This window comes from Kitasatospora sp. NPDC089797 (genome assembly GCF_040684795.1).
Classification (GTDB): Bacteria; Actinomycetota; Actinomycetes; order Streptomycetales; family Streptomycetaceae; genus Kitasatospora.
Window position 1 is genome coordinate 1 of record NZ_JBFBGS010000034.1, and the last position, 22682, is coordinate 22682.

General features: G+C 73.2%; 24 protein-coding genes and 1 pseudogene. 10 read left to right on the forward strand and 15 right to left on the reverse strand.

Annotation, left to right across the window (positions count from 1 at the left end; translation table 11 throughout):
- The 8 genes from AB0O91_RS25970 to AB0O91_RS26005 all read right to left on the reverse strand — a co-directional run.
- Positions 1 to 522, reverse strand: a 522-nt coding sequence (locus tag AB0O91_RS25970; protein WP_363437434.1) for an electron transfer flavoprotein subunit beta/FixA family protein, incomplete at its 3' end; no start/stop codon positions are given.
- A gap of 240 nt (positions 523 to 762) precedes the next feature.
- On the reverse strand, positions 763 to 1560 hold the full coding sequence (locus AB0O91_RS25975; RefSeq protein WP_363437437.1) for a family 1 encapsulin nanocompartment shell protein: 798 nt from the start codon (positions 1558 to 1560) through the stop codon (positions 763 to 765).
- 14 nt (positions 1561 to 1574) lie between these two features.
- Positions 1575 to 2585: a Dyp-type peroxidase gene (locus tag AB0O91_RS25980; RefSeq protein WP_363437440.1), complete on the reverse strand. Its 1011-nt coding sequence runs from the start codon at positions 2583 to 2585 to the stop codon at positions 1575 to 1577.
- A gap of 14 nt (positions 2586 to 2599) precedes the next feature.
- Entirely contained in the window at positions 2600 to 4255 is a 1656-nt protein-coding gene (locus AB0O91_RS25985; protein ID WP_363437443.1) for a bifunctional aspartate transaminase/aspartate 4-decarboxylase, read from the reverse strand.
- 31 nt (positions 4256 to 4286) lie between these two features.
- Positions 4287 to 5984 (reverse strand): aspartate-alanine antiporter, encoded by a 1698-nt coding sequence (aspT, locus tag AB0O91_RS25990; RefSeq protein ID WP_363437446.1) that lies wholly within the window; start codon positions 5982 to 5984, stop codon positions 4287 to 4289.
- A 78-nt stretch (positions 5985 to 6062) separates the two neighbouring features.
- Positions 6063 to 7736 carry an aspartate-alanine antiporter gene (gene aspT / locus AB0O91_RS25995; protein WP_363437449.1) on the reverse strand — a complete coding sequence of 558 codons (1674 nt, stop codon included), beginning with the start codon at positions 7734 to 7736 and terminating at the stop codon, positions 6063 to 6065.
- Positions 7737 to 7955: 219 nt separating this feature from the next.
- On the reverse strand, positions 7956 to 8582 hold the full coding sequence (locus AB0O91_RS26000) for an FMN reductase (protein WP_363437452.1): 627 nt from the start codon (positions 8580 to 8582) through the stop codon (positions 7956 to 7958).
- Positions 8579 to 9712: an LLM class flavin-dependent oxidoreductase gene (locus tag AB0O91_RS26005; protein WP_363437455.1), complete on the reverse strand. Its 1134-nt coding sequence runs from the start codon at positions 9710 to 9712 to the stop codon at positions 8579 to 8581. The genes AB0O91_RS26000 and AB0O91_RS26005 overlap by 4 nt, the downstream gene beginning before the upstream one ends.
- Before the next feature lie 237 nt (positions 9713 to 9949).
- On the opposite strand from AB0O91_RS26005, the gene AB0O91_RS26010 reads away from it, so the two are divergent.
- Complete coding sequence (locus AB0O91_RS26010) at positions 9950 to 10711, forward strand: protein phosphatase 2C domain-containing protein (RefSeq protein WP_363437458.1); 762 nt, start codon at positions 9950 to 9952, stop codon at positions 10709 to 10711.
- Between the two features lie 101 nt (positions 10712 to 10812).
- On the opposite strand, the gene AB0O91_RS26015 is transcribed toward AB0O91_RS26010, so the two are convergent.
- The gene (locus tag AB0O91_RS26015; protein WP_363437461.1) at positions 10813 to 11385 is read right to left on the reverse strand and encodes a DoxX family membrane protein; all 573 of its coding nucleotides are present in this window, start codon (positions 11383 to 11385) and stop codon (positions 10813 to 10815) included.
- A 190-nt stretch (positions 11386 to 11575) separates the two neighbouring features.
- On the opposite strand from AB0O91_RS26015, the gene AB0O91_RS26020 reads away from it, so the two are divergent.
- On the forward strand, positions 11576 to 12172 hold the full coding sequence (locus tag AB0O91_RS26020) for a TIGR03086 family metal-binding protein (RefSeq protein WP_363437464.1): 597 nt from the start codon (positions 11576 to 11578) through the stop codon (positions 12170 to 12172).
- Positions 12173 to 12282: 110 nt separating this feature from the next.
- Positions 12283 to 12750, forward strand: a complete 468-nt coding sequence (locus AB0O91_RS26025; RefSeq protein ID WP_363437467.1) for a hemerythrin domain-containing protein — start codon at positions 12283 to 12285, stop codon at positions 12748 to 12750.
- A 55-nt stretch (positions 12751 to 12805) separates the two neighbouring features.
- Here the strand turns inward: AB0O91_RS26025 and AB0O91_RS26030 are convergent, their stop codons facing one another.
- Together AB0O91_RS26030 and AB0O91_RS26035 are read right to left on the reverse strand one after the other, a co-directional pair.
- Positions 12806 to 13594 (reverse strand): VOC family protein, encoded by a 789-nt coding sequence (locus tag AB0O91_RS26030; RefSeq protein ID WP_363437470.1) that lies wholly within the window; start codon positions 13592 to 13594, stop codon positions 12806 to 12808.
- Between the two features lie 121 nt (positions 13595 to 13715).
- Positions 13716 to 14159: pseudogene (locus AB0O91_RS26035) on the reverse strand (Uma2 family endonuclease); the annotation flags it as partial.
- A gap of 177 nt (positions 14160 to 14336) precedes the next feature.
- Between AB0O91_RS26035 and AB0O91_RS26040 the strand changes: the two are divergent.
- The 3 genes from AB0O91_RS26040 to AB0O91_RS26050 all read left to right on the forward strand — a co-directional run bounded on the left by AB0O91_RS26040 (position 14337) and on the right by AB0O91_RS26050 (position 17506).
- Positions 14337 to 15017 (forward strand): TetR/AcrR family transcriptional regulator, encoded by a 681-nt coding sequence (locus AB0O91_RS26040; protein ID WP_363437473.1) that lies wholly within the window; start codon positions 14337 to 14339, stop codon positions 15015 to 15017.
- Positions 15018 to 15192: 175 nt separating this feature from the next.
- Positions 15193 to 16728 carry an MFS transporter gene (locus AB0O91_RS26045; protein WP_363437475.1) on the forward strand — a complete coding sequence of 512 codons (1536 nt, stop codon included), beginning with the start codon at positions 15193 to 15195 and terminating at the stop codon, positions 16726 to 16728.
- A gap of 337 nt (positions 16729 to 17065) precedes the next feature.
- On the forward strand, positions 17066 to 17506 hold the full coding sequence (locus AB0O91_RS26050; RefSeq protein ID WP_363437477.1) for a PPOX class F420-dependent oxidoreductase: 441 nt from the start codon (positions 17066 to 17068) through the stop codon (positions 17504 to 17506).
- 49 nt (positions 17507 to 17555) lie between these two features.
- Here the strand turns inward: AB0O91_RS26050 and AB0O91_RS26055 are convergent, their stop codons facing one another.
- Together AB0O91_RS26055 and AB0O91_RS26060 are read right to left on the reverse strand one after the other, a co-directional pair.
- A complete protein-coding gene (locus tag AB0O91_RS26055) occupies positions 17556 to 17759 on the reverse strand; it encodes a hypothetical protein (protein WP_363437480.1) in 204 nt (67 codons plus the stop codon).
- Positions 17756 to 18025, reverse strand: a complete 270-nt coding sequence (locus AB0O91_RS26060; RefSeq protein WP_363437483.1) for a DUF1876 domain-containing protein — start codon at positions 18023 to 18025, stop codon at positions 17756 to 17758. The genes AB0O91_RS26055 and AB0O91_RS26060 overlap by 4 nt, the downstream gene beginning before the upstream one ends.
- 176 nt (positions 18026 to 18201) lie before the next feature.
- On the opposite strand from AB0O91_RS26060, the gene AB0O91_RS26065 reads away from it, so the two are divergent.
- The 3 genes from AB0O91_RS26065 to AB0O91_RS26075 all read left to right on the forward strand — a co-directional run bounded on the left by AB0O91_RS26065 (position 18202) and on the right by AB0O91_RS26075 (position 20524).
- Positions 18202 to 19041, forward strand: coding sequence for a YndJ family protein (locus AB0O91_RS26065; RefSeq protein ID WP_363437486.1), 840 nt, complete (start codon positions 18202 to 18204; stop codon positions 19039 to 19041).
- Positions 19038 to 19550 (forward strand): DUF1990 domain-containing protein, encoded by a 513-nt coding sequence (locus tag AB0O91_RS26070; RefSeq protein WP_363437489.1) that lies wholly within the window; start codon positions 19038 to 19040, stop codon positions 19548 to 19550. The genes AB0O91_RS26065 and AB0O91_RS26070 overlap by 4 nt, the downstream gene beginning before the upstream one ends.
- A 269-nt stretch (positions 19551 to 19819) precedes the next feature.
- Complete coding sequence (locus tag AB0O91_RS26075) at positions 19820 to 20524, forward strand: hypothetical protein (protein WP_363437492.1); 705 nt, start codon at positions 19820 to 19822, stop codon at positions 20522 to 20524.
- A gap of 58 nt (positions 20525 to 20582) precedes the next feature.
- Here AB0O91_RS26075 and AB0O91_RS26080 read toward each other — a convergent pair whose 3' ends face one another.
- Both AB0O91_RS26080 and AB0O91_RS26085 read right to left on the reverse strand, forming a co-directional pair.
- Positions 20583 to 21323: a zf-HC2 domain-containing protein gene (locus tag AB0O91_RS26080; RefSeq protein WP_363437495.1), complete on the reverse strand. Its 741-nt coding sequence runs from the start codon at positions 21321 to 21323 to the stop codon at positions 20583 to 20585.
- Positions 21320 to 21877 carry a sigma-70 family RNA polymerase sigma factor gene (locus tag AB0O91_RS26085; protein ID WP_363437706.1) on the reverse strand — a complete coding sequence of 186 codons (558 nt, stop codon included), beginning with the start codon at positions 21875 to 21877 and terminating at the stop codon, positions 21320 to 21322. Before AB0O91_RS26085 ends, AB0O91_RS26080 begins: the two co-directional genes overlap by 4 nt.
- A gap of 228 nt (positions 21878 to 22105) precedes the next feature.
- On the opposite strand from AB0O91_RS26085, the gene AB0O91_RS26090 reads away from it, so the two are divergent.
- Positions 22106 to 22657, forward strand: a complete 552-nt coding sequence (locus tag AB0O91_RS26090; RefSeq protein ID WP_363437498.1) for a thioredoxin domain-containing protein — start codon at positions 22106 to 22108, stop codon at positions 22655 to 22657.
- Positions 22658 to 22682: the final 25 nt, after the last annotated feature.

Genomic DNA, 22682 nt, shown 5'->3' on the forward strand with positions numbered 1-22682 from the left:
CGGCAGCGCCGCCTCCACCAGCTCCGTCGCCGCGTCACCGTCCCGACGGCCCCGCACCACACCGCCCTCGACCGACACCTCGGACAGCAGCGTCATCTGCGGCACACCCAGCCGCTCCGCCAGCAGCGCCGGCAGCACACCCATCGTGCCGTCCGTCGACGCCATCCCACCGATCACCAGGTCGAACCCGGTCTTCTCCAGCGCCTTCGCCAGCACCGCCGACGTCCCGATCACATCCGAACCGTGGATGTCGTCGTCGTTCACGTGCACGGCCTTGTCCGCACCCATCGACAGCGCCTTGCGCAACGCGTCCTTGGCATCGTCCGGACCCACCGTCAGCACCGTCACCTCGGCACCCTCGTTCGCCTCCGCGATCCGCAGCGCCTGCTCCACGCCGTACTCGTCCAGCTCCGACAGGAGGCCGTCCACACCCTCCCGGTCCGTGGTGTGGTCGTCCGCGAAACGACGGTCACCCGTCGCGTCCGGCACGTGCTTCACACAGACGACGATCCTCAAGCTCATGAGCGGTTTCTCCTGTCACGGGTGCACGGATGCACTGGATCCATGGCCTCAGGTCAGGCCGAGGGTACTGAGTGCCAAGCCAGGCCCGGCCGTGGCCCTCGTGCCGCACGCACCACCTGGACCGGTCGGTCGGGTCGGCCGGGTTCGACCGGCGGCAGAGGCTCCACTCAGAGAATACGGCACTCAGTACCCCTCGTAAAGGCACTCAGTACCCTACCCGGTGCCGAGGCGCCCGTCGCCCTAGAACCGTAGGGCGACGGCGGCCTCTCCCGTGTAGACACTGAAGGTGAGCGACTCCTGCAGGTACAGCCGGACCGCGTCCGCGTCGTGGGAGAGGTAGCCGACCGAGACGTCCTGCCCGAGGAAGAGCTCGAAGTCCCCTCCTCGGGTGGAGAGCAGGAAGGCCCCCTCGATGGCCGGGGCCCAGACGATGTCCCCGTCCAGCAGCCGCGCCAGGTGGCTGTGGACGGGATATCCGTGGTCACTCGTCTCACTCACCGAGGTGTACGCATCGGCGCCGAGCAGCAGGGAGTACGGCCCGCCGACTCCCGCCAGGCGCAGGGCGGTGAGGGCGCGGCTGACGGCTTCGGGGTACTCCCGTACGTCGTCGGGGAGTTGGATCGGCGGGTTGCTGGAGGCGGCGCGGATGCCCTCGATGGCGGCGGCCCGGTAGCCCTCGAAGACGGCGCGGTCCTCGGCGCGGGCGAGGGTGCGGGCGGCGTCCTTGACCGGCTGCCAGTCGGAGTCGCGGGAGCCGCGTTCGACGTCGTCGACGGCCGCGCGGGTGACGGTGAAGGGGACCCGCAGTTCGACCACCGGGCGGCTCGCGCGGGCGTGGGCCTGGACGCCGTCCAGGGGTGGTTCGACGTCGGTGAGGTGGCCGGTGCCGACCGCGGCGAGGGTGGGGCCGTCGGGGCCGCTCAGGTCGACCACCCGGCGGCCGGCGATGTGGAGCTTGAAGGTCTGCCGGGCCTCCTCCTCGATCTCCTCCCAGGCGGCGGCGGAGACGGGGGCGAGTTCGCGGTGCAGGTTGTTCATGGCGCTGGTCCTGTTCAGGTGGTCGGCTTGAGGCTGCCGATTCCGAGGGAGCCGTCGGAGCGGGCGGGGGTGAGCGCGGGGGCGGCCGGCGGCGGGGAGTCCAGGAGGTCGGCGGTCGGGACGAAGAACAGGCCCCCGGTGACGGCCGTGGAGAAGTCGAGCAGCCGGTCGGTGGTGCCGGGCGGGTTGCCGAGGAACATGTTGCGCAGCATCTCCTCGGTGGTTCCGGGGTCGTGCGCGTAGCCGATGAAGTAGGTGCCGTGCTCACCTCCGCGCTCGAAGGTGCCGAACGGCATGTTGAAGCGGACGATCTTCCGCTCCGTGCCGTCCGGGCCGGTGATCACGGTGAGGGCCAGGTGCGAGTCGGCGGGTTTGGCGTCGTCGTCCATCTCGATGTCGTCGAGCTTGGTGCGGCCGACCGCGCCCTCCTGCTGCTCGACGCTCAGCGCGTTCCACTTGTCCAGGTCGTGCAGGTACTTCTGGACGATCACGTAGCTGCCGCCGGCGAAGGCCCGGTCCTCCTCCCCCACCACGGCGGCGGCCTCGGCGGCCCGGCCCTCGGGGTTCTCGGTGCCGTCGACGAAACCGAGGAGGTCCCGGTCGTCGAAGAACTTGAAGCCCTGGACGGAGTCGACCACGGTGGCCGCCCCGGCGAGGCGGGTGGTGAGCTGACCGGCGAGTTCGAAGCAGAGGTCCATCCGTTCGGCCCGCAGGTGCAGCAGCAGGTCGCCGGGCGTGGCCGGGGCGCGGTGGCGGGGGCCGGCCAGTTCCCGGAAGGGGTGCAGCCGGGCGGGCCGGGGGCCCGCGAAGAGCCGGTCCCAGAGGTCGGAGCCGATGCCGGTGACGCAGGTGAGGCCGCCCTCGGGGGCGCGGAAGCCGACCGCCCGGCGCAGTCCGGCGAGGTCGGGCAGCAGGTCGCGGACGGTGGGTTCGCCACCGGGTTCGACGGTGAGGACCAGGAAGATCGCCGCGCTGGTCAGCGGGGAGAGGACGGCCTGCGGTTCGGGCAGTGGTTCGGGCTGCATGGCGGTGCTCCTCCTCAGGAGGCCCGGGAGGCTTCCCACTCGGTGCGGTAGTCGTCGAAGATCCGCCGCAGGTGGTGGCCGATCTTCAGGTAGTCGAGGTCGTCGAGGTTGGCCAGCGAGACCCGGACCGACCACTCGGGGCCGTCGAAGCCGCCCCCGTTGAGCAGCACCACCCCGGTCTGCTCGGCGAGCCGGAACAGCGGCTCGGTGGGCTCGTAGTTCTTCTCCAGGAAGGTCGCGAAGTCCTTGCCGGCCACCCGCTCGGCCTCGGCCAGCAGGTCGAGTTCGATGTAGTAGCCGGCCCGCCCGGGGTCGTCCGCGATCCTCATCCCGGAGCCCTCCATCAGCAGGTCGAGCCGCTGGCGGACGATGCCCTGGACCTTCGCCTTGTACGCCTTGCCCTCGGGCAGCAGGGCGAACAGCGAGAACAGCGCCATCTGCACCTGCTGCGGCAGGCTGAGCCCGGCCGTGTGGTTGAGCGCGACCTGCCGGGAGTCGGCGACCAGGCGGTCGATGAAGCGGATCCGCTCCGGTTCGAGGCTGAGCGTGCCGTAGCGCTTCGCCAGCCGTTCCTTCTCCTCGGCCGGGAGCGCGGCGATCAGTTCGTCGATCACGTTGTCCCGGTCGAGGCCGATGACGCCGAGGCGGTGGCCGGTGGCGCCGTAGTGCTTGGAGTACGAGTAGACCAGCAGGGTGTTGCGCGGCAGTTCGGCGGCGAGCGAGCGGAAGCCGTCCACGAAGGTGCCGTAGACGTCGTCGGTGACGATGATCAGGTCGGGGTTGGTGGTGGCCGTGACCTCCTTGATCCGGTCGGTGGCCTCCCGGGAGAGCGCGAGCGAGGGCGGGTTGCTGGGGTTGACCAGGCAGAGCAGCTTGATCTGCGGGTCGGCCAGCTTGGCCACCTCCTCGGGCGGGTAGCGCCACTCCCGCACGCCGGTCTCGACCACCTTGCTGGCCTGGATCTCGACCACCTCGAAGGCGTAGTCCTCCAGTTCGGGGATCTCGATGTACGGGGTGAACACCGGCACCATCAGGGCGATCCGGTCGCCCTTGTGCAGCAGGCCGTTCTTCATCAGCGAGTCGAAGACGTAGCACATCGCCGCGGTGCCGCCCTCGGTGGCGAACAGCTCGGGCTGGCGCTCCGAGGGCGGGCGGCGGTCCATCAGCTCCTCCTGGAGGTAGCCGCGGACGATCTGCTCGGCGTGCACCAGCATCCGGTCGGGGACGGGGTAGTTGTCGCCGATGGTGGCGTCGGCGAGCTCGTGCAGGAAGGCGTCGCGGTCGAACCCGAAGCGGTCGACGGCGAGTTCGACGCTGCGCCGGAGCAGTTCGGTGCCGGGCAGGCCGGGGTGGCTGCGGACGAAGGAGTCGAACCGGGCCGCGATGCCGGCCTGTTCGGGCATGCCGCCGAGGTTGTCGGCGGTCCAGACCCGGCGGCTCTCGGTGAGCGCGAAGTGGCCGAGCGCGAGGTTCGCCTCCCGCGGACCGGTGCAGACCCAGTTCGGGTTGCCGCGACCGGCGTTGAGCATGTGGGCGGTGGACTTGCCCTTCTGTCCGGGCTCGCCGCGCTGGTACGCCTCGGCGAGCCGGATGAACTCGGCCTTGAGTTCGAAGGGGCTCAGCCGGGCCAGCCTGCGGATCTCCGCACGGCCGGTGGTGGGCTTCGTCATGACGGTCAACTCTCCTCGTGAAAAGGCGTTTTCAGCCGAGCAGGGCGACGATGACGGCGCCCCAGACGGTCAGCAGGACATTGCCCGCCGCGTACGGGATGGTGTAGCCGAGGGTCGGGATCTGGCTGCGGGCCGACTCGTTGATCGCGCCGATGGCGGCCGTCGTGGTCTGGGCTCCGGCCAGCACGCCCATCAGGATCGGGGTGCGCATCCGGAACACCAGCCGTCCGACCAGCAGTCCGGCGACCAGCGGCAGCACGGTCGCCACCGCCCCCCACGCCAGCAGCCCCCAACCCGCCTGCGACAGACCGCTGGTGAAGCCCGGACCGGCGTTGATGCCGACGATCGCGACGAAGGCGCAGAGTCCGAAGGTGTCCATGAACCACTGGGCTCCGGGCGGCACGTTCCCGAAGGTCGGGTACTTGCCGCGGATCCAGCCGAAGACCAGGCCCATGATCAGTGCGCCGCCGGAGGTGGAGAGGCTGATCGGCACCCCGCCCGCGGTGAGCGCGGGGATGCCGAGGCAGCCGCCGAGGAAGATGCCCAGGCCCACCCAGGTCATGTCGGTGGCGAAGCTGGTCGGCACCGGCTTGCCGAGCGAGCGCCCGGCGGGGTCGACCAACCGCTTGGGGCCGTTGAGCACCAGGGTGTCACCGCGCTCCAGCCGGGTGGAGAGCCGGTACGGGAACTCGGCGCCGGAGCGGTACAGCTTGTCGACGTACACCCCGACCATCACCGGATCCCGGCGCAACTCACCGATGGTCCGGCCCAGTTGATCCTTCTCCGAGACCACCACGTGCAGTTGTTCGGTCTGGTAGCCGAGCAGCCCGGCGTCGTCCGTCTCGGGGCCGATCCGGGCGACCGGGTCGAACTCCACCAGGTCGTGCCGCAGGGCGCTGACCGCGAGCACGTCGCCGCGCTCCACGACGGTCTGCTGGGAGTGCTCCAGGATCTCCCCGCGACGACGGACCCTGGTGACGTAGATCCGCCGGCCCTGCTGCCGCTGCTGGTCCTCGATCTCGTCGATGGTGCGGCCGACCAGGCCGTTGACGGCGGTGAAGGCGCGCAGCACCACCTCGTAGTAGCCCTCCCCGAGGTCGGGGTCGGCCTCCGGCGCGTCCAGTTCGACGGCCAGCCGGTGGCTCTCCGCGGCGAGGTCGCTGCGCAGCAGCCGGGGGGCGATGTTGGCCAGCAGGACGGCGCACAGCACGGTGCCCAGCGGGTAGGTGACGGCGTAGGCGATCGGGACGAGGTTCTGCTGCTCCTTGATCCGGTCGGCGCCCAGCCCGTGGATCTGGCCGATGGCATCCTGGGCGACGCCGATGACGGCGGACTGGGTGAGCGCGCCGCCGAGCAGCCCGGCCCCGAGGCCCGGCCCGTACCCGAGCATCCGCGCGAAGCCGTAGCAGACCCCGAGGCCGGTCAGGCAGACCACCACGGCGACGCCGACCTGGGGCAGCCCGTCGCGTCTGAGGCCGCGGAAGAACTGGGGGCCGACCTTGTAGCCGAGGGCGAAGAGGAACATGATGAAGAACACCGACTTGACCGTCCCGTTGACCGGTACGTCGGTGAGCCAGCCGGCGAACAGGCCGATGACCAGGCAGCCGGTGACGGCACCCAGACCGATCGCCCGGTAGTGGATCCGCCCGGCCAGGAAGCCGATCGCGATGGTCAGGAAGATCAGCAGTTCCGGGTACGGCGTGAAGACGTGGTCGGTGATCCAGCCCACGGGCCCTTTCCCTCCTCGCCGTTCGGCGTCGGCCGCCGCAACGGCGACGACGCGGTCAATGCCTGACGCTCCGTCATGTCAGCTCCCCAGCAGGCCGACCAGGATCGGTCCGGTGAGCGGGAGCAGGAAGTTGGAGATGGTGTAGGTGATCGTGTAGCCCAGCATCGGGATGCTGCTCTGCGCGACGTTGGTGACGGTGGTGATCGCCGGGGTGCTGCACTGCTGGCCGGCGATGGCGCCGACCAGGATCGGCGGCTCGATCTTCAGCAGTTTGCGGCCGACGACCAGCGAGAGCACCGCGGGGACGGTGACCATGAGAATGCCGGAGAGCGGCAGCAGGACCGGGTGGTCCCTGAGCAGCGCGGCCGCGTCCGGGCCGGCGGCCAGGCCGGTGACCGCGATGAACACCGAGAGCCCGAGGTCCTTGGCGGTCTGCGCGGCGACCGGCGGGTAGGCGCCGAAGGTGGGCCGCTGGGCGCGGAGCCAGCCGAAGGCCAGACCGGAGATCAGGCAGCCGCCACCGGTGCCCAGCGACAGCGCGGCGTCCCCGGCGTGCACGGTGACCAGGCCGATCAGCACGCCGACGCAGATGCCGAGGCTGAGGTAGATGTAGTCGATGGCGTCCTTGCGGATGCCGATCCCGGCCTTGGCGGCGAAGCGCTCGACGGCCGAGCGGGCGCCGGTGACGGTGACGGTGTCGCCGCGGTGCAGTTCGGTGTCGGCGACGGCGGGCAGGTGCTGGTCGACCCGCTGGACGTCGGTCAGGTAGACCCCGGAGGTCGCCGAGGACTGTTCGACGGCCAGCTCGCCCGCGGTGCGGCCGACGAAGTCCTTGCTGGTCAGGACCACGTCGCGGACCACCATCGGGCTGTCCAGCCCGGGCACCCCGGAGGTCTCCGGGCCCAGCTCGTGCCCGGTGTCGATGACGGCCTCGCGCCGGCCGACCAACAGCACCAGGTCGCCGCGGCGCAGCCGGAGGTCCTGCTCGGGGTGGAGGGTGCGACCGTCCCGGCGCACGCCCTCGACGGTGACCAGCCCGGGCCGGACCTCCTCGACCCGCGCGACGGTCGCGCCCTCGCCCTGGGAGACCAGGTAGCTGCGGCCGACCAGCGGGGGCAGCGCGGGCTGCTCGTCGGCGCCCAGCGTGCCCTTGCCGCCGCGCATCCGCTGCCACAGCTCCCGGGAGGCCTCCGGCAGCTTGATCCGCATGACCAGCGGGAAGACCTGGCTGGTCAGCAGCACGATGGAGACCAGCCCGAAGAGGTAGCAGACCGAGTAGGCGGCGGCCACGTGGTTCTGCAACTGGGCGGACTGGTCGGGGCTGACCCCGGAGAGGTTGGAGATCGCCTCCTGGGCGGTGCCGACCACGGCCGACTCGGTGGCGGCCCCGGCGAGGATGCCCGCCGCGGTGCCGACGTCGAGGTCGAAACCCTTGCCGATGCCGTACGCCATCCCGACGACCAGCACAGCCTCCAGCACGCACAGCACCGCGAAGCGCAGGCCCTTGGCGTTGAGGTTGGCGAAGAACTGCGGGCCGGCGATGTAGCCGAGCGAGAAGATGAACAGCGCGAAGGCGACGTTCTTGACGTCCGCGTGCACACTGACGTGCCGGCTGCCGATCAGCATGGCGACGATCAACGTGCCGCAGATGCCGCCGAGTTGGATCGGTCCGACGCGCAGTTTGCCGAGCAGGTAGCCGAGTGCGAGGCAGGCGAAGAGTGCCAGGACGGGGTTGTCCCGCAGCAGGCTCACGGCCGCCGCTCCCGCCGGGGGTCGGGCGGGTACGGGCGCGTCGACGGCGTGCGCGAAGCGTGACGGACCAGCACGAATCTGATCATGCCAACGATTACACCGCACAGCGGACAATCCGGCACGGCCGACGCGCAGCCGAACGGCCCTGCCGGGAGGGCCGAAGGCCCCGCCGGAGGCACGCTCCGGCGGGGCCGTTCGGGTGAGGGGCGACGGTCCGGGTCAGACCCGCAGCGCCGCCAGCTGCTCGGCGAACGGGACCACCTGTTCGGGCAGCGCGGGCCCCGCCACCGGGCCGCGGCCGCCCAGCAGGGCCGCCAACTCGCCCGCCGCCCGGTCGATCCGACCCGGCAGGCCGTCGGTGAGCGCGTCCCCGGCCGTGCCCCAGTCGTCGGTGGCCGCGTACACCGCGGTCGGCAGCACCACCGCGCGCAGGTAGCTGAACAGCGGCCGCACGGCGTGCTCCAGGGCGAGCGAGTGCCGGGGCGTGCCGCCGGTGGCGGCGATCAGCACCGGCTTGCCGGTGAGCGCGTCGTGGTCGATCACGTCGAAGAAGGACTTGAACAGGCCGCTGTAGGAGGCGGTGAAGATCGGCGTCACCGCGATCACCGCGTCCGCGTCCGTCACCGCGCCGATCGCCCCGCGCAGGGCGGCGGCCGGGAAGCCGGTGACGAAGTTGTTGGCGATGTCCACCGCGAGGTCGCGCAGCTCGATCACCGTGACCTCCGCCCCCCGCCCCTCCCCGGCGAGCCGGCGCACGGTCGCCTCGGCGAGCCGGTCGGCCAGCAGCCGCGTCGAGGACGGCTTGCTCAGCCCGGCGCTCACCACCGCCAGCTTGAACACGGTCACCGGGAGACCTCCTCCTTCTCGTCGGCCGCACGGCCGTCGCCGTCCTTCTCGTCGGCCGCGTCGCGGGCCGCGACCAGCGCGGCGTGGGTCGGCCCGTCCGGCACCCCGGCCGGACGGCCCTTGGCGAACTCGGCGCGCAGCACCGGCACGACCTCCTCGCCCAGCAGGTCCAGCTGCTCCAGCACCGTCTTCAGCGGCAGGCCGGCGTGGTCCATCAGGAACAGCTGGCGCTGGTAGTCGCCGAAGGTCTCGCGGAAGGCCAGGGTCTTCTCGACGACCTCCTGCGGGCTGCCGACGGTCAGCGGGGTCTGCTCGGTGAACTCCTCCAGCGAGGGCCCGTGCCCGTACACCGGCGCGTTGTCGAAGTACGGACGGAACTCGCGCACCGCGTCCTGGGAGTTCCTGCGCATGAACACCTGCCCGCCGAGGCCGACGACCGCCTGCTCGGGCGTGCCGTGGCCGTAGTGGGCGAAGCGCTCGCGGTAGAGCTCGATCAGCTTCTGGAAGTGCTCCTTGGGCCAGAAGATGTTGTTCGCGAAGAAGCCGTCCCCGTAGTAGGCGGCCTGCTCGGCGATCTCCGGGCTGCGGATCGAACCGTGCCAGACGAACGGCGGGACGTCGTCCAGCGGGCGCGGGGTGGAGGTGAAGGACTGCAACGGGGTACGGAAGCGGCCCTGCCAGTCGACGACCTCCTCGCGCCACAGCTGGTGCAGCAGCGCGTAGTTCTCGATCGCGAGCGGGATGCCCTGGCGGATGTCCTTGCCGAACCACGGGTAGACCGGGCCGGTGTTGCCGCGGCCCATCATGAGGTCCACCCGGCCGTCGGCCAGGTGCTGGAGCATCGCGAAGTCCTCGGCGATCTTCACCGGGTCGTTGGTGGTGATCAGCGTGGTCGAGGTGGAGAGGATGATCCGGTCCGTCTGCGCCGCGATGTAGCCGAGCATGGTCGTCGGCGAGGACGGCACGAACGGCGGGTTGTGGTGCTCGCCGGTCGCGAAGACGTCCAGGCCGACCTCCTCCGCCTTGCGCGCGATGGCCACCATCGCCTTGATCCGCTCGTGCTCGCTCGGGGTGCGGCCGGTGGTCGGGTCGGGGGTGACGTCGCCGACGGTGAAGATTCCGAACTGCATGCTGCTCACCACACTCCAGGGGGTTCCGGACTCCCCGGGGCTCCAGGTAGTCCAACTTTCAACCACCTTAGCATCCGGGCCCGGCCGGGTATTCCCGCCCGCACACCCGCATGCCCGCCCGCACAGCTGCCCGCCCGCCCGACGACCCCGCCGGCCCGGCACGCGGGCGGGTTCCCGCCGACAATGGAGAGCGGGGCCCGACAACGGGAGCGGACCCTCCGGAAAGGCGGCCGGCCGATGGCGCCGTACATCGCGGTGAGCGCGCTCAGCCACGAGGGCCTGGTGCGGGAGCACAACGAGGACAGCCTCGCGGTCGGCCCGTGGACGCTCTGCGCCACCGTCACCACCAACCCGCAGACCCTGCTGTTCCCGCTCGGCCCGCCCTGCGTGGTCGCGGTCGCCGACGGCCTGGGCGGCCACCCCGGCGGCGAGGTGGCCAGCGCCCTGGTCGCCCGCCGACTCGCGGCCGGCGGGGGCGGGCTGGACGGCGAGGAGGCGGTCCGGGCGGAGCTCCAGGAGTGCAACCGGGCGGTGTACGCGGCCGCCGCCGGGGAACCCGAGCTGGCCGCGATGGGCACGACGGTCGCCGGGCTGGTGCTGCTGCCCGGGCAGGCGGTGGCCTTCAACGTCGGCGACAGCCGGGTCTACCGGGTCACCGGGGACGGACTGCAACGGGTCAGCGTGGACGACAGCCCGCCGCTGCCGCCCGGGCAGCGCACCACGCCGGTGGTCACCCAGACCCTGGGCGGCTCGCTCGGCCTGACCTTCGTCGAACCGCACGTCCGGGTCTCCCCGCTCGCCGCGGGCGACCGCTACCTGGTGTGCAGTGACGGCCTGACCGACCCGGTGCCCGAGGAGGAGCTCGCGGCGCTGCTCGCCCGGCCGTCCGGGAGCCCCGAACGGGCCGACGGGAAGGCCGCGTTCGAGCTGTGGCGGGCGGCGGTCGAGGCGGGCGGGCCCGACAACATCACCCTGGCGCTGGTGCGGATCGGCGAGTAGCGCCGCCCGGTGGAGGGCAGTTGGCGCCCGGATGCGCCGGAGGCCGTGCTGACGGTCGGTCAGCACGGCCTCCGGGCAGATCAGTTGACCACTCCTCGGCGCTACTTGCGCAGCAGCAGGATCACCCCGGCCGTCGCCAGGCCGACCACCACCGCGACCGCGCCGTACGCCAGGCGGTGCGCCTTCAGCACCGGCAGGAAGCGGTCCACCGCGTAGCGGCCCGGGCCGGTCAGCGCGAGCGCGGCGGCGCCCGCCGTCAGCAGCAGCTCGTACTCGCTGCCCTTCGGGGCGAAGAAGCCGCCGCCCCAGGTGACGGCGATCGCGTTGACCATCGTGCCGACGATCGCGGCACCGGCGAGCGGGGTCAACAGGCCGACGGCGAGGCCGAGTCCGCCGAGGACCTCGGTGAGGCCGGCGACCACGGCCATGGCATTGCCCGCCGGGTAGCCGCTCATGGTGAAGAACTGACCGGTGCCGTCGATTCCGCCACCCCCGAACCAGCCGAACAGCTTCTGGCCGCCGTGCGCGGCCATGGTCAGGCCGAGGACGAGGCGCAGGAGCAGGAGTCCGGCGTCGTAGGCGTGCGGGGAGGTGGCCGCGGACCCGGCGTCCTCCCGGGCGGAACGGGCGGTGGAACTGGTGGCGGCGGTCGTGCTCGGGCTGCTGCTCGGCATGCGCGTCTCCATCGATCGGGGTCGGTCGTAGGGGTGTGAAGGGTGGTCCGGTCGGGCGGGTGTGGTGTCCACGCCTTTTGTTCAAATTTGAACCGGCCACTCCTCGACCGTACCGTGGAGTTCGAATTTGAACAACTGACGACCCGTGAGCGACTCGCGTGCCCCGACGACCCCGGGGCAGGGTGGAGACATGGCTCACCGCAGGCAACACCAGCGGGCCACCCGGCCCGGCACCCCGTACCCCGAGGCGCTCGCCGCCTTCACCGAGCGGGTCCGGCTGGTCACACCCGGCCAGTGGGACTCCCCCACGCCGTGCGCCGACTGGTCGGTCCGCGACCTGGTCAACCACCTCACCGGCGAGCAGCTCTGGGTCCCCGAGCTGCTGATGGGCGCCACCATCGCCGAGGTCGGCGGCCGCTTCGACGGCGACGTGCTCGGCGACGACCCGGTCACCGCCTGGACGACCGCCGCCGACGCCGCCCGGCAGGCCTGGGAGGTGCCCGGCGCCACCGAGCTCACCGTCCACCTCTCCTTCGCGGACGTCTCCGGGCAGTACTACCTGGACCAGCTCACCACCGACCTGGTCGTCCACACCTGGGACCTCGCCCAGGGCCTCGGGGCCCGCACCCGGCTCCCGGACGAACTGGTCGACTTCGCCCTCGGCGAGTTCACCGGCTACGGCGACCTCTCCGGCAGCGGGCTGTTCGACCCGCCGCTGCCCGTCCCGGCCGACGCGGCACCGCAGACCAGGATGCTGGCCCTCACCGGGCGACGGGACGGCGGCTGAGCCCGGGCTCCGGGGCTCCGGACGGAAGGACACGGAGTTCCGGGCCGCGGAGCCGGATACTGGACAGTACGGGGGGCGAGTCCCGATCCCGGACGAGAGGCGGCCGCACCATGAGCCGCAGGCCCGACATCCTCGGCGAGTTCACCGCCGACCACAAGGCGGCCGGCGAGCTGCTCGACCGCGCCGAGGCGGCACCGGCCGGCTCGGCCGAACGCACCGAGCTGGTGACCCGGCTGACCGACCTGCTCTTCACCCACTGCGCCGCCGAGGAGGAGCACCTCTTCCCGCTCGTCCAGCACGACGTGCCCGGGGGCGGGGCGCTGGTCTTCGGCAGCATCCACGACCACCTGGCGATCGGGCAGTACCTCGCCGACCTGCAGGGGCTCGACCCGGCCGACCCCGCCTTCGACACCCTGCTGCGCGGCCTCGGCGACACCCTCCGGCGGCACCTGACCGGCGAGGAGAAGGTGCTCTTCCCGGCCGCCCGCAAGGCCCTGCCGGCCGCCGCCCGCGCCGCGCTCGGCGAGCGGCTGCGGGCCGAGCGGGCGGAGCAGGAGGCGTCCGCCCGGGCGGAGTGACCGGGCCGGGGCAGAGCGCCGGAGGGGCCGACCGGGGCGCCCGGAGCCAGCCGGCTCAGACCTTCGGGCTGATCACCGCGAAGCGGGCGCCCTCACGGTCCCGCAGCCGGGCCACCCGGCCGTACGGCGAGTCGAAGGCCGGGCCGACCCCCGCGCCGCCCAGCTCCACCGCCCGGGCCAGCGCCCGGTCGGCGTCCGGGACGGCGAAGGAGACCTCCCAGTGCGGCGGCAGGCCCGCCGGGCCGCCGGTCTGCTCCTTGGCCAGCGCCGCGACGCTGTGCCCCTCCGCGCGCAGCACCACCCGGTCGTGCTCCCAGCGGACCTCGAAGCGCTCCGGATCCCGGCCGTCCCAGCGGAACACCTCGCCGTAGAACAGCGCCGCCGCGAACGGGTCCGGGGTGCGCAGCTCGATCCAGACCGGGGCGCCCGGCAGGTCCAGCTTCCGGGCGCGGCCCGGCGGGCCCTCCCAGATGCCGAACACCGCCCCGGCCGGGTCCGCCGCGAAGGCCACCCGCCCGGCGTCGAAGGCCAGCGGGCCGACCGCCAGGGTCGCGCCGCGCTCGCGCACCGCGTCGGCGGCCGCGTCGGCGCTCTCCGTCCCGAAGTAGCTCGTCCAGGCCAGCGGCACCGCCCCGAGGCCCGCCACCCCCAGCCCGGCCACCGCCTCCCCGCCGGTCACCGCGTGCACGTACGGCCCGAAGCGCTCCGGCCCCGGCTCGAACTCCCAGCCCAGCAGCGGGCCGTAGAAGCCCTTGGCACCCTCCAGGTCCCGGGCCATCAGGCTCACCCAGCACGGAACGGCCGCCACGCAGCGCACCCGGGCGGTCGTCTCCTCGCTGCCCATCGCGGACCTCCTCGCCCACCCGGCCGCCGGGCCCCTCCCGACTCCCACGGCCCACCGGCCGCCCGGGACGCCCACAGCCTAGGCCGACAGGGGGAGCCGCCCGGGGAAGACATGGCCGGGCTCAGCGCACCCAGTTCTTCAGCGGCTCGGCGTCGAGCACGATGCCGACCGGCTCGGGGAGCTCGACGGTCCTGCCGAACGGGAGGATCCGGACGCTCTCGTACCGGACTCCGTCGGGCCCGCTGTGGACGACGACCTCGGCGGAGTCCCGGTCGATCAACAGGTGGACCGGGATCCCGGCTTCGGCGTAGGCGCGGGGCTTCTCGACCCGGTCACGCCGGTCAGTGTCCGAGTCGAACGAAGTCACCTCCGCGACCATCAGCACCTGGTCGGTCGTAGCCCGGTCGCCGTGGCCGACGAAGGCGTCCGCGTCGGCCGGCGTGCCGTCCGGGCGACCGAACCCGCCCCGGCAGCCCTGCCATCCGAGCCCCTGGTCGTGCAGGTGGAGATCAGGTCGGGCCTGGATGCAGATCCGGTTGAGCCGCTGGATGATGCGGCCGTGATCGTTCGATGCTCATGTCGCGACGGTGGGGAACCGGTCCGACACTCAGGGTCGATCGCGGAACCTCTCATGTGACGCAGGTCACAGTAGGGGCGGAAATTCCGGGGACGGATTCCCCGTTTCCGAGTACGTTGGAAGAAGCGGGGAGGATTTCCCCGGTATCCTGGAGGAGCAGTCGTCATGACCACCGTCGCCGCCGAGTCGGCCCGTTCCGCGGGGAGTGTGCGTACGCCGAAGTTGCGTGCGGACGCCAGCCGGAACCGGGAGCGGATCGTGCTGGCGGCCCGGGACGCGTTCGTCGAACACGGCGCCGAGGTGCCGCTGGACGAGATCGCGAAGCGGGCGGGGGTCGGCAACGCCACGCTGTACCGGAACTTCCCGGACCGGGTGGCACTGATCCAGGAAGTGGCGCTGCTCGTCAAGAACCGGGTCCTGGCCCTCGCCGAGACGGCGACGGCCGAGGCGGACGCGGGTCTGGGCGGCGGTCCGTTCGAGGCTCTGCAGCGGTTCGTGCACGCGACCGTGGCGGAGAAGGTCGGCGGGCTCTGCGCCGTCTTCACCAGCGCCGTCGACCCGGACGACCCGGACCTGACCGAGTCGCGGGAGCGTCTGCGGTCCGCCGTGAGCGGACTGATGGAGCGCGCCCGGGCCACGGGTGAACTCCGGCCCGATGTCGACCACGGCGACCTGTTCGTCGCGATCAGCCAGCTGAGCCGCCCGCTGCCGGGCACCTCCTGCGGGCTGCTCGACGAGTTCGTCCACCGCCACCTGCAACTGTTCCTGGACGGCCTGCGCACACCGACCCGTTCGGTGCTGCCCGGCCGGGCCGCGACCTTCGAGGACTTCCGCCCCCGGGCCTGACCGACCACCTGGACCCGACACCACTGATCCCACCCCACCGCACCCCGCCCGAGCGCCGCTGACCGGCGCCGAGTCCGGACGCGTTCGCGCGCCCTTGCATCCGTACGGCAACCTGCCGTTCCCGTACGGCAGTTGACCGTTCTTGCACACCTCGCACCGTGAAATGGGTATCCCCATGTCTCAAACCGACTCCCGACCGGCGACGCAGCCCGATCCGCGGCGCTGGAAGGCGCTGATCTTCATCGGCCTCGCCCAGCTGATGGTCGTCCTCGACGCCACCATCGTGAACATCGCCCTGCCGTCCGCCCAGACGGACCTGGGCATATCCGACGGCAACCGCCAGTGGGTGATCACCGCCTACGCGCTGGCCTTCGGCGGCCTGCTGCTGTTCGGCGGCCGGATCGCGGACCTGTGGGGACGCAAGCGGACCTTCATCGTCGGCCTGACCGGCTTCGCCCTCGCCTCCGCGCTCGGCGGCGCCGCGGCCAACACCGCGATGCTGCTCGGTGCCCGCGCCCTCCAGGGCGTGTTCGGCGCCCTGCTCGCGCCGGCCGCGCTGTCGCTGCTCGCGGTGACCTTCACCGAGGCCAAGGAGCGCGCCAAGGCCTTCGGCATCTACGGTGCGATCGCCGGTGGCGGTGGCGCCATCGGTCTGATCCTCGGCGGGTTCCTGACCGAGTACATGAACTGGCGCTGGACCTTCTTCGTCAACATCCCGTTCGCCATCGTGGCGATCGTCGGCGCCGTGCTGGTGATCAGCGAGCCGGCCGGGAGCCGCAACCGCAACAAGCTGGACATCCCCGGCGTGATCCTGGTGACCACCGGCCTGGTCTCGCTGGTGTACGGCTTCACCCGCGCCGAGTCCAGCGGCTGGACCGCCACCAGCACCCTGGCGCTGTTCGCCGCGGCCGTCGTGCTGCTGGCCGCCTTCGTGGTCGTGGAGCGCGTGGTCGCCGCCCCGCTGCTGCCGCTGCGCGTGATCCTGAACCGCAACCGCGGCGGGGTCTACATGTCGCTGGGCATGGCCGTGATCGGCATGTTCGGTCTGTTCCTCTTCCTGACCTACTACCTCCAGGTCGTGCGCGGCTACAGCCCGGTGCTGACCGGTGTGGCCTTCCTGCCGATGGTGGCGGGCATGATCACCGGCTCCACCCAGATCGGCGCCCGGCTGATGACCCGGGTCCCGGCGCGCTACCTGATGGCGCCCGGCTTCCTGACCGCCTCGGTGGGCATGTTCCTGCTGACCCACATCGGCCTGGACACCTCCTACCCGGCGCTGATCCTGCCGGGCCTGGTCCTGATGGGCCTCGGCATGGGCACCGCCTTCATGCCGGCCATGAGCCTGGCCACCCACGGCGTCGAGCCGCGGGACGCGGGCGTGGCCTCGGCCATGGTCAACACCTCGCAGCAGGTCGGCGGCGCCATCGGCACCGCGCTGCTGAACACCATCGCGGCCAGCGCCACCACCAGCTGGCTGACCTCGCACGGCAAGGCCCTGGCCACCGCCGCGACCCCGGAGGCCGCCAAGGCCGTGCAGTTCCAGGGCATGGTGCACGGCTTCACCACCGCGATCTGGGTCTCCTTCGGGATCCTGGTGGCAGCGGCGGCCGTGGCCTTCACCTTCATCAACGCCGGCCGCCCCGGCACGACGGGTGCGGGTGCCGACTCCGGCGCGGCGAAGAGCGACGACGTGCCGGTGCTGGTGCACTGACCCCCGCCCGCTCCGGGTTCGCGAGGGTGCGTACGCGGCCCGTCCGGTGTCCTGAGGACACCGGACGGGCCGTCCGTCGTTTCCGGGCCCCGGCCCGCCCACCGTCTCCGGGCCCGAGCGGGCCCGACCGGTGCACGCACCCCTCGAACTGCCGGTCGCGGTGGACGAGAATGGAGTCGCCCGACCCGCGGGCGTGCGCGGCCGCACCCGCACACGGCCGTCCCGCGGCCGCCACGGCGAGCCCGTCACGATCGCCGCGCCCACCCGCCCAGGAGTACCGCGGGAGCACCGCCGGCCACCGGTCGCCGGTGATCCGCCCCGCCCGAGGGAGGAGATCATGCACGACCGAACCGACCAGCTCGCCGACAGCAGGTACCTCCTGCTGACCACCTTCGCCGACGACGGCACCCGGCTGGACTCCCAGCTCTGGGTGGTGCCGGACGGTCCGGCGCTCGGCGTCTGGACCCCGGCCCACTCCGGTGAGGCCGAACGGATCCGCCGCCATCCCCGGGTGCTGATCGGCCCCTGCGACGCCCACGGTCGCCCGACCGGCCGCCGGCTCCCGGCCCGCGCCCGGCTCTGCGACCCCGACGCGACCGCGCGCTACCGCACCTCGCTGATCAACAAGTACGGCCTCACCGCGCTGCTCGCGCTCGCCCGCAGCCGCTTCCGGGTCGGGCTGGCCGGGACGGTCGGGATCCGGATCACGCCCAACGAGCTGGAACAGCGGCTGGTCGGGCCGGAGTGGCGGCCGCCGGGCACGTACTGCGTCAACTGACGCCCCCCGGGCTCCCGAGGCCGGACGGCGGGGGGATCACCGGGCGCCGTCAGTCCCCGTCGTCCGGCGCCCGGGCCAGGTCCCCGGGCTCGCAGGCCTCCCGGCCGGTCCCCACGTGCACCACCCTGACCGCCCGTTCGGGACCGCCGGGGACGACCTGCTGCTCGTGCCCGCAGCGGGGGCAGATCAGCGGGATGCGCGGGCGGTCCGGGTCCCGGCCGGCCCGGTCGCCGTGCGGGTGCGCGGCGCTCACGACAGCGGGTGGGTCGGGACCGGGCTGACGTCCTGGATCTCGCCGTGGGCCTTGGTGAGCAGTTGCGAGGCGAGCTCGTTGAGCGCGCGGGCCCCGGCGATCTCCTCGCCGACCCGCAGCTGTTCCGGGTCGGAGGGGTGGCGGCTGCTGTAGCCGTGGGCCCGCAGCTCGCTCCCGTCGCCGAGCCGCAGCAGGGCGGCGGCGGTCGTCCGCGCACCGTCCTCGCGGAACTCCATCTCGATGTGCCAACCGACCAGCGTCTGCATGGCGGATCACCTCCATCGGTTACTCCTCCAGAGTGCGCCGCACCCAGCGTGAACACCAGGCCAGCCGGTCCGGGCCGAGTTGAACGCGTTCAACTCGGCCGCGTAGAGTCGGCGGCGAGCGTTCATTTGAACGCGTTCAACATCGTCTGCGACGGTGCGTGGAAGGGGGTGCCCGGATGGATCGGGGCACGACGGAACTGGTGAACCTGCTGGTCCTGCTCGGCATGGGCGCCGTCCTGCCGCTCGGCCTGGCCCTGCTCGACGAACCCGGGCTCGCCCGGCTCCGCCGGGTCTGGCCGCTCGCCGCCGTCCCCGGCGCGCTCTCGCTCTGGCTGCCGCGCGGCGGCCTCGCCACCGGCGCCGCCGTCTGCTACGCCCTCGGCACCCTCGCCCTGGCCCTGCACGCGCCCCGGCGACTGGCCCGGACCCGCTCGCTCGCCCCCGCCGAGACCGCCGTGCTCACCGCCCTCGCCGCCCCCTCGGTCGCCGGTGTCGCGCTGGTCGCCGAACGCTCCGGCTACCCGCTGTTCGGCTTCGAGCCGCACATCCTGGCGCTGACCGTCCCGCACTTCCACTACGCCGGATTCACCGCCGCCCTGGTCGCCGGACTGCTCTGCCGCGCCGCCCCCGACTCCCGGGCCGCCCGCTGCGCCGCACTCAGCGTCCCGGCCGGCACCCTGCTGGTGCTCGCCGGGTACTTCCTCGGCAACTGGTGGCAGTTCGCCGGAGCCGTCGTGCTCAGCACCGGGATGTGGCTGGTCGGCCTGATCAGCCGGCGCGACCTGCACCCCCGCGCGGCCGACCGGACCACCGCCCGACTGCTCACCGTCTCCTCGGCCGTCCTCGTGCTCACCATGCTGCTCGCCCTGTGGTGGGCGCTCGGCCGGGCCGCCGGACTCCCCCACCCCACCCTGGCCTGGATGGCCGCCACCCACGGCCTCGGCAACGCCCTCGGCTTCGCCCTCTGCGCGCTGCTCGCCTGGCGCCGGATCACCACCCCGGAGGTCTCCCGATGAACGACTACAGCTACCCCGAGCTGGGCGCCAGCCGCACCGGCGACCTGCCCGCCGGCTACCGCCACCTGCGCCACCGCACGCCGATCGGCCACGGCCGCGCCGCCCTCGACGTCGCCGGAGCCGCCCTGCTCGGCTGGCGGATGCACCGGCTGGCCGGCGTCCGGGTCGAGGCGGCGGCCGAGCGGGCCGCCCCGGGGCTCGCCGTGCACTGCGCCCTCGGCCTCGGCCCGCTGCGGGCGGGCGCCCCCAACCGGGTGCTCGCCGTCGTCGACGGTCCGGACCGGTACGGCTTCACCTACGGGACCAGGCACGGCCACCTCGGCCGCGGCGAGGAGACCTTCCTGGTCGAACTGGCCCCGGACGGAACGGTCTGGTTCGGCGTCACCGCGTTCAGCCGACCGGTCGCCTGGTGGGCCCGGGCCGCCGGGCCGCTGTTCCCGCTCCTCCAGCGCGCCTTCGCCCGGCGCTGCGGGCGGGTGCTGGCCTCGGTCGCGGCGGACGCGGCGTGATCCCCGGTCGGGTGCCGGCCTCGGTCGCGGCGGACGCGGCGTGACCCCCGGACGGGCGTGATCCGCCGGACCGGCGAAATCCGCTGGTCCGGCGGACCGGCCGTCCGGCATCCTCAGCGGATGAGGCCGAGACACCCCGCCCCGGAGCCGGGCGCCCCCGCCGAGCCCCTCGCGCACCGGCCCACGGGCCGGTGCGGACCGTACGGACTCCCGCTGCCGGACGGGCAGTTGTCGGACGGGCGGCTGCCGCTCGCTCCGACGCCCGCGCCGTGACCAGCTTCCTCACCCACCGGGCCCGGGTGCACGACGCCGACCTCCCGCCGCACCGCCGCCTCGGCGCGCTGCGCACCTGCCTGACCGAGTTCGCCCCGTACGGCCTGCGGGCGACCTACCACCACCTCACCGTCAGCGCCCGGATGCCCCGACACCTGGCGGCCGACCCGGACTCGCTGGTGCGGGCGGTGGAGGAACTGCACGAGGCGCGGCAGTTGTGGCTATCCCGGCTCGAGCGGTACCGGGCGCAGCGGCGGGCCGAGAAGCGGGCCGGGCGCCGGGAGGTGACCGGGCCCGCGTGGTGGGACCGGCCCCGCGCAGCGGACCAGGTCTGGTTCAACGACCCGTTCCTGCACCCGCGGTCGAGCCTGCCCGACTACGTCCGGCGGCAGAACGCGCTGCTGGACGGGGCCGCGCCGACGGGCTGCCCGGCCTGCGGGGAGGAGGGCCCGGTGGTGTGGGTGCCGACCGGCACCGGCCGGGCCGGGCTGTGCCGTGGCTGCGCGCGGGTGCTGGTGCCCTGCCCCTGCGTACGGCGGCACCACTACGGGCCGGAGCGGGGGCCGAACTGGCGCGGGATCTGGCGGCGGGCGCACCTGACCGACGCCGGGGAGCCCAGCCCCCACTGGCCAGTCCTGCTGGGGACGGCCCGGGTCGAGCGACTGGTCGGCTACGACTCACCGCTCGCGCTGCCCCGCTGAGTCGGGCCCCACTGGGTCGGGCGCGCTGGGTCGGGCCCGCTGGGTCAGGCCCGCTGGGTCAGGCCCGGTGGGCGGGCACGGCGACCAGCAGGGCGCCGGTGTTCTGCACCCGTACCTCGAAGTGGTCGATGTCGCCGGGCTGGAGGGCCGCGCCACCGGCCGTGTGAAGCGTCCCGCCGTCGTCCGGCTCGCCGTAGCCCTGGACCGGGACGCTCCAGGTGGTGACCGTCTGGCGCTGGCCGGTGTGCGAGACGGCGACCAGTCGGCAGGTCAGCGGGCCCTGGACGCCGGAGAGGTTCAGGCTGATCCGGCTGCCCCAGGTCCTGGGGTCTATGCCGACGGTGGCCTTGGCACCGGTGGTCGGGTCGGTGGCGCTGTACTGCTCGGCGACGGCGACCACCGCGGGGGTGGAGTCGGCCGCGATCACGGCGGCCGTGACGGCCGGTCCCGCCGCGACCATCGCGGTCGCGGCCAGGGCGAGCGCCAGCCGGCGCAACCGGCCCCGCCGGCGGCCGGCCGTGACCTCGGCGACCAGCCGGCCCAGCAGCCGTCGGTCCGGTTCCGGCGCGGGCGCGGCCGGGTCCAGGCCGGCGGCCCTGGCGGCGGCCGCGTGGTCCGCCAACAGCGTTTTGATGAAACCGAGTTGACCCACCTGCTCGGTGCACTGCGGGCAGTCCGCCAGATGCCGCTCGAAGGCGGTGTGCTCGGCGGGCTCCAGGACCCCGAGGACGTACGCACCGGCGTCCGTGTGCTCCGGGCCGCAGGGCGGACCGGAGACGGGGGCGGGCCGGTCGGTCACGATGTCACTCCCCGTTCCTCCAGTGCGATCCTGAGCGAGCGCAGTGCGTAGAACACCCGCGACCGGACGGTTCCGGCCGGGATGCCGAGTTCGGCGGCCGCCTCCTTCGCGGTGCGGCCCCTGAGGAAGGTCTCGACGAGGACCTCGCGATGGGCGGGCGAGAGGTCGGCGAACGCGTCGGCGACGGTCATCGACCGCAGCGCCCGCTCGATCTCGTCCTCGGCGGGCAGTTGCTCCAGCACCGCCGCGTCCACCTCCTGCGGCCGGGCGCGGGCGCTGCGGTGGTCGTCGATCACGATCCGGCGGGCGACGGTGACCAGCCAGGGCCGCAAGGAGCCGGCCCGGGAGTCCAGCCGGTGGATGTTGCGCCAGGCCCGGACCAGGGTCTCCTGGACGACGTCCTCGGCGCGCTGACGGTCCCCGGCCACCAGATGGAGCACGAAGCCGAACAGCGGACCGGCGTGCTCGCGGTACAGGGCCCGCATCAGTTCCTCGTCCGCGGCCCCCGTGCCGTGTGCGGCCGTGCCGCCGACGGGGTGCTCCTCGGTCACCATCTCATCGTTGCGCACCCCGGCCTCCCCGGCCTCTCCGGCGGGGGCGGCGGCCGGCAGCGGTGCGCGGCCGCCGCCCTGCCCGGGCGGCCGGGGGGCGGCGCGGCTACGGTGGCAGTAGGACTCCGGGGACCGTACCCGTCGCCGGTCCGTCGCACGGCGCCGACCGGGGCGCCCGGCCCGCCGGAGGTGGCGGGCGCGGCGGCCTGGCACGTGCGGGGTGTGCTGCGCATGTGCGCCTCCCGTGTCGGCGAGCGGACGGGACATCCTTCTGTACGGACGGTGGCGGCCCTGTGCTCAACCGGGGGAGGGCCCGGAATACCCCGCCGGGCATCACCGTTGTCGGGGGCGCAGGCCCCGTACCGCCACCTTCGGAAGGGAAGGATCCGCGAGATGAGCAACACGGTCGAGCTGACCAAGGAGAACTTCGACGACATCGTCCCGGGCCCGGAGGGCAAGGACTTCGTCTTCATCGACTTCTGGGCCGGGTGGTGCGGGCCGTGCCGCCAGTTCGCCCCGGTGTACGAGAAGGCCGCGGAGCGCCACCCGGACCTGGTCTTCGCCAAGGTCGACACCGAGGCCCAGCAGGAGCTGGCCTCCGCGTTCGGCATCCAGTCGATCCCGACGCTGGCCATCATCCGCGAGGGCGTGCTCGTCTTCTCCCAGGCCGGCGCACTGCCGGAGCCTGTGTTCGAGGACCTCATCGGCCAGGCCCGCAACCTGGACATGGCCGAGGTCAAGCGCAAGGTGGCGGAGGAGCAGGCGGCCGAGGGCCGCGCCTGAGCGGTGCGGCCGTGGGGCCCGGGGA

Excerpts from the sequence above, each read along its gene's own strand:
- AB0O91_RS25975 (WP_363437437.1), bottom strand. The coding sequence starts at position 1,560 with ATGAACAACCTGCACCGCGAACTCGCCCCCGTCTCCGCCGCCGCCTGG.
- AB0O91_RS25980 (WP_363437440.1), bottom strand. The coding sequence starts at position 2,585 with ATGCAGCCCGAACCACTGCCCGAACCGCAGGCCGTCCTCTCCCCGCTG.
- AB0O91_RS25985 (WP_363437443.1), bottom strand. The coding sequence starts at position 4,255 with ATGACGAAGCCCACCACCGGCCGTGCGGAGATCCGCAGGCTGGCCCGG.
- AB0O91_RS26005 (WP_363437455.1), bottom strand. The coding sequence starts at position 9,712 with ATGCAGTTCGGAATCTTCACCGTCGGCGACGTCACCCCCGACCCGACC.
- AB0O91_RS26010 (WP_363437458.1), top strand. The coding sequence starts at position 9,950 with ATGGCGCCGTACATCGCGGTGAGCGCGCTCAGCCACGAGGGCCTGGTG.
- AB0O91_RS26015 (WP_363437461.1), bottom strand. The coding sequence starts at position 11,385 with ATGCCGAGCAGCAGCCCGAGCACGACCGCCGCCACCAGTTCCACCGCC.
- AB0O91_RS26020 (WP_363437464.1), top strand. The coding sequence starts at position 11,576 with ATGGCTCACCGCAGGCAACACCAGCGGGCCACCCGGCCCGGCACCCCG.
- AB0O91_RS26025 (WP_363437467.1), top strand. The coding sequence starts at position 12,283 with ATGAGCCGCAGGCCCGACATCCTCGGCGAGTTCACCGCCGACCACAAG.
- AB0O91_RS26030 (WP_363437470.1), bottom strand. The coding sequence starts at position 13,594 with ATGGGCAGCGAGGAGACGACCGCCCGGGTGCGCTGCGTGGCGGCCGTT.
- AB0O91_RS26040 (WP_363437473.1), top strand. The coding sequence starts at position 14,337 with ATGACCACCGTCGCCGCCGAGTCGGCCCGTTCCGCGGGGAGTGTGCGT.
- AB0O91_RS26045 (WP_363437475.1), top strand. The coding sequence starts at position 15,193 with ATGTCTCAAACCGACTCCCGACCGGCGACGCAGCCCGATCCGCGGCGC.
- AB0O91_RS26050 (WP_363437477.1), top strand. The coding sequence starts at position 17,066 with ATGCACGACCGAACCGACCAGCTCGCCGACAGCAGGTACCTCCTGCTG.
- AB0O91_RS26060 (WP_363437483.1), bottom strand. The coding sequence starts at position 18,025 with ATGCAGACGCTGGTCGGTTGGCACATCGAGATGGAGTTCCGCGAGGAC.
- AB0O91_RS26065 (WP_363437486.1), top strand. The coding sequence starts at position 18,202 with ATGGATCGGGGCACGACGGAACTGGTGAACCTGCTGGTCCTGCTCGGC.
- AB0O91_RS26070 (WP_363437489.1), top strand. The coding sequence starts at position 19,038 with ATGAACGACTACAGCTACCCCGAGCTGGGCGCCAGCCGCACCGGCGAC.
- AB0O91_RS26085 (WP_363437706.1), bottom strand. The coding sequence starts at position 21,877 with ATGGTGACCGAGGAGCACCCCGTCGGCGGCACGGCCGCACACGGCACG.
- AB0O91_RS26090 (WP_363437498.1), top strand. The coding sequence starts at position 22,106 with ATGTGCGCCTCCCGTGTCGGCGAGCGGACGGGACATCCTTCTGTACGG.